This is a genomic window from Rhizobium sp. RAF56, from assembly GCF_052113965.1.
Taxonomy (GTDB): Bacteria; Pseudomonadota; Alphaproteobacteria; order Rhizobiales; family Rhizobiaceae; genus Rhizobium.
Map to the genome: position 1 here is coordinate 1 of NZ_JBFRDU010000086.1, position 4,502 is coordinate 4,502.

The following is a 4,502-nucleotide window of genomic DNA, read 5'->3' on the forward strand; positions in this document are numbered from 1 at the left end:
CCGTAGATCGTGTCGTTGCCGGAGCCGCCGACCAGGCTTTCCATGTTTGCAAAGGTATCCGTGCCTTGGCCAGTCGCCGTGTTGGCGGCGATCGCGATCGGCCCGGTGACGTCGGTGCTGCCAAGATTTGCAACGATATCGGCGGTGGAGCCGGAATAGTCGGCGATGTCGGCGCCGGCATAGGGGGCCGAGACGCCCACGGCCGACGAGCTGCCGGCACTCATCGGCAGGAGTGCCTTCACGTCGGTCTCCGACGTCAGGAGGGGAATGGAATACGTCGTCGCACCCAGGTAGTTGGAGCCGCCGTCGAAGCTGTCGTTGCCGGCGCCGCCGATGAGTATGTCGGAGCCAATGCCGCCGAGCAGGATGTCGTTGCCGGCACCGCCGATGAGCTTGTCGTCTTGCGAGCCGCCGTCGAGCGTGTCGTTGCCGGCACCGCCGCTGAGGATGTCTTCGCTCGCACCGCCGGTGAGCTGGTCGTTGCCCAACCCGCCGACAAGGACGTCTTTGCCGTTGCCGCCGTCGATCGCGTCGTCACCGCCGCCGCCGACGATCGTGTCGGTGCCGTTGCCGCCAGCGACCGTCACGCCGCCGTTGGCGGCATCGCTCCTGTAGGCGTCGCCAATGATGATGATGTCGGCGCCGGCCGATCCGGTGATCGATTCGATGCCGGAAAGGCTGGGGCCGCTTCCAGAGGCCGCGTTGAACGAGACACCGTTGGTCACGGTACCGTTATCGAGCAGGATGCCGTCGTTGCCGGCGCCGCCGGTGAACTGGTCCCTGGTAGTCGTAAGGCCCGACTGCGACAGGTTGAGAATGGTGCCGTTGCCGAGATCGACCGGGATCGTGCCGGTGCCGGCGTCGGCGGTATCCGCGCTGTAGTTGAAGGTATCGTCGCCGGCGCCGCCGGAGAGCGTGTCGTTGCCGGCGCCGCCGGAGAGCGTATCGTTGCCGAGGCCGCCGTCGAGCGCATCGTTGCCGGTGCCGCCCAGGAGCGTGTCGTTGCCGTCGCCGCCCGCAAGCGTGTCGTTGCCCGCGCCGCCGTCCAGCGTGTTGTTGCCGCTGTTGCCGGTAACGGTGTCGTTGCCGCCGCTGCCGGTCCCGTTGATGTTGCCCGTGCCCGTGAGCGTCAGGTTTTCGACGTTGGCAGGCAGGGTGTAGGTCACCGACGACTGTATCGTGTCGGTGCCTTCGCTSGCGTTTTCAGTAACGGTGTCACTGGCGCTGTCGACCACATAGGTGTCGTTGCCGGTGCCGCCCGAGAGCTGGTCGACGCCGGTGCCGCCATCGAGCGTGTCGTTGCCGAGGCCGCCCGAAAGCGTGTCGTTGCCSGTGCCGCCGGAGAGCGCGTCGTTGCCGTCGCCGCCCAGAAGCTGGTCGTTGCCGCCCCCGCCGTTGATGACGTCGTTGCCCGCGCCGCCGTCGAGGATGTTGGCGCCGCTGTTGCCGGTCAGCGTATTGTCGTCGATGCTGCCGGTGCCGTTGATGTTGCCCGTGCCTGTCAGCGTCAGGTTCTCGACGCCGGTAGGTGCGGTGTAGTTCACCGACGACTGTATCGTGTCGGTGCCTTCGCCCGGGTTTTCGGTGACGATGTCAGCGGTGCTGTCGACCACATAGGTGTCGTTGCCCTGGCCGCCGGCCAGCTGGTCGTTGCCCGTGCCGCCGTCGAGCGTGTCGTTGCCGGCACCTCCCGCAAGCGTGTCGTTGCCGGCACCGCCCGAGAGCGCATCGTTGCCGAGACCGCCGTCCAGCGTGTTGTCGCCGCTGTTGCCGGTCAGGGCGTTATCGGCACCGTTGCCCGTGCCATTGATGTTCCCTGTGCCCGTAAGCGTCAGGTTCTCGACGCCTGTAGGTGCCGCGTAGTCGATCGACGACTGTACCGTGTCGATGCCGTCGGAACCGGGCGCCGTTTCGTCGACGATGTCACCGGCGCTGTCGACCACATAGGTGTCGTTGCCCTGGCCGCCGGCCAGTGCGTCGTTGCCCGTGCCGCCGTCGAGGAGATCGTCGCCGGTACCGCCGATGACGGTATCGTCGCCGGCTTCGCCGTAGAGCTGGTCGTTGCCGGTGCCGCCGTCGATGACGTCGTTGCCGTCGCCGCCGTGGATGGCGTCGTCGCCGGTGCCGCCATTGATGCTGTCGATGCCGTCGCCGCCATCGATGCTGTCGTTGCCGTCGCCGCCGTTGACGGTGTCGTCGCCGGCAAGGGCGCTGATGGTGTCGTTGCCGCCGTTGCCGTTGATGACGTCGATGTCGGCAGTGCCGGGGAGCGTATCGTCACCGGCCGTGCCGTTGATCGGTGCCAGGACGGCGAGCAAGATGGTCTCGGTCGACCCGTCAGGATGAACGATCTGGATGTTCTCGACGCCGGTCAGGGTGTCGGTGCCGCCATCGGCGGTGGTGATCGTCACCGAGCCATCCGCATTGCGGGTGGCCTCGATGTCGCTGGCTCCGGTACCGTTGTAGACCGCGGTATCGTTGCCGTCGCCGCCGGCGATGGCGTCGTTGCCAGCCCCGCCATTGAGGGTGTCGTCACCCAAGCCGCCGTCGAGCGTGTCGTTGCCGGCACCGCCGTTAAGCATGTCGTTGCCGAGACCGCCGTCGAGCGTGTTGTCGCCGCCGTTGCCGGTCAGCGTGTTGTCGGCATCGTTGCCGGTCGCATCGATCGGCGCGTTGCCGGTCAGCACGACGGTCTCGATGCCGGTAGGCGCGGTGTAGGTGATCGACGACTGCACCGTGTCGATGCCGTCGGAATCGGGCTGCGTTTCGTCGGCGAGGTCACCGGCGCTGTCGACCACATAAGTGTCGTTGCCGCCGCCGCCGGCCATCCTGTCGTTGCCCGTGCCGCCGTCGAGCGTATCGTTGCCCGCACCGGCGATCAAGATGTCGGTGCCCGTGCCGCCGTTCAGCGCGTCGTCGCCTTCGCTGCCGACGAGGTGGTCGTTGCCGTCACCGCCCGATAGCGTGTCGTTGCCGAGACCGCCGGTAAGCGAGTTGTCGCTGCCGTTGCCCGTGATGACGTTATCGGCATCGTTGCCGTACGCATTGATCGCCGCCGTGCCGGTCAATTCGACGTTCTCGACGCCCTCAGGCGCGGCGTAAGTGATCGACGACTGCACAGTGTCGATGCCGTCGGAACCAGGCGCCGTTTCGTCGACGACATCGTCGAAACCGTTGACCACATAGGTGTCGTTGCCCTGGCCGCCGGCCATAGTGTCGTTGCCGGTGCCGCCGTCGAGGAGATCGTCGCCGCCATTGCCGTTGATGGTGTCGTCGCCACCTTCGCCGTAGAGCAGGTCGTTGCCCTCGCCGCCGTTGATGGTGTCGTTACCGTCGCCACCGTTGACGGTGTCGTTACCGGCAAGGCCGTTGATGACGTCGTCGTCGGACGTGCCGGTAAGCGGGTCGTCGCCGGCCGTGCCGTTGATCGTAGAAACGAGAGGCGGTGCCAGGGTGTCGATAGAGATGTTCTCGGGGAAGGTGCCGTCAGGATGAGTGAGCTGGATGGTCTCGATGCCGGTCAGGGTGTCGGTGCCGCCATCCGCCGTGGTGATCGTCACCGAGCCGTCCGGATTACGGACTGCCGTGATTTCTCCGGGACCGTTGAGGTCGTAGACCGCGATATCGTTGCCGTCGCCGCCGTTCATGATGTCGTCGCCGGCGCCGCCTTCGAGGGTGTCGTCACCGGTGCCGCCGTCGATGACGTCGTTGCCTTCGCCGCCGAGGAGATGGTCGTTGCCGACGCCACCGTCAAGCGTGTCGTCGCCGGTACCGCCGCCGAGGTTGTCGTAGCCGTCGCCGCCCTCGATCGCGTCGTTACCGATGCCGCCGATAAGCGCGTCGTCGCCGTCGCCGCCCAAGAGCGTGTCGTCGCCGTCGCCGCCGTTGAAGTTATCGTTGCCGTCGCCGCCCTCGAGCGTATCGTTGCCGATGCCGCCATTGAGCGTGTCGTCGCCGGTACCGCCGGCTACGCTATCGTCGCCGTCGCCGGCGTTGACGTTGTCGTTGCCGCTGCCGCCGTCGAGCGTATCGTTGCCGACGCCGCCGGCGAACAGGTCGTCGCCATCGCCGCCGTTCATGCTGTCGTTGCCGTCACCGCCGTTGAGCCGGTCGTTGCCGGCTCCGCCGTCGAGCGTGTCGTTGCCGAGACCACCCAAGAGCTGGTCGTTGCCGGCACCGCCGTCAAGCGTGTTGTCACCGCTGTTGCCGGTCAGCGCGTTGTCGGCACCATTGCCGGTGGCATCGATGTTTGCCGTGCCGGTCAGCACGACGTTCTCGACGTTATCAGGTGCTGTGTAGTCGATCGACGACTGCACCGTGTCGRTGCCTTCGCCCGGATTTTCCGTGACGATGTCGTCGGCGCTGTCGACCACATAGGTGTCGTTGCCGGTGCCGCCGGCCATCGTGTCGTTGCCSGTGCCGCCGTCGAGGAGATCGTCGCCGCCATTGCCGTTGATGGTGTCGTTGCCAGCTTCGCCGTAGAGCAGGTCGTTGCCTTCGCC

Annotated in this window: 1 protein-coding gene; it reads right to left on the minus strand. The window is 66.7% G+C overall.

What is annotated here, in order from left to right; all coding sequences use genetic code 11:
- On the minus strand, positions 1 to 4,502 hold a 4,502-nt coding region (locus AB4048_RS28535; protein ID WP_442205308.1), incomplete at both ends, for a beta strand repeat-containing protein.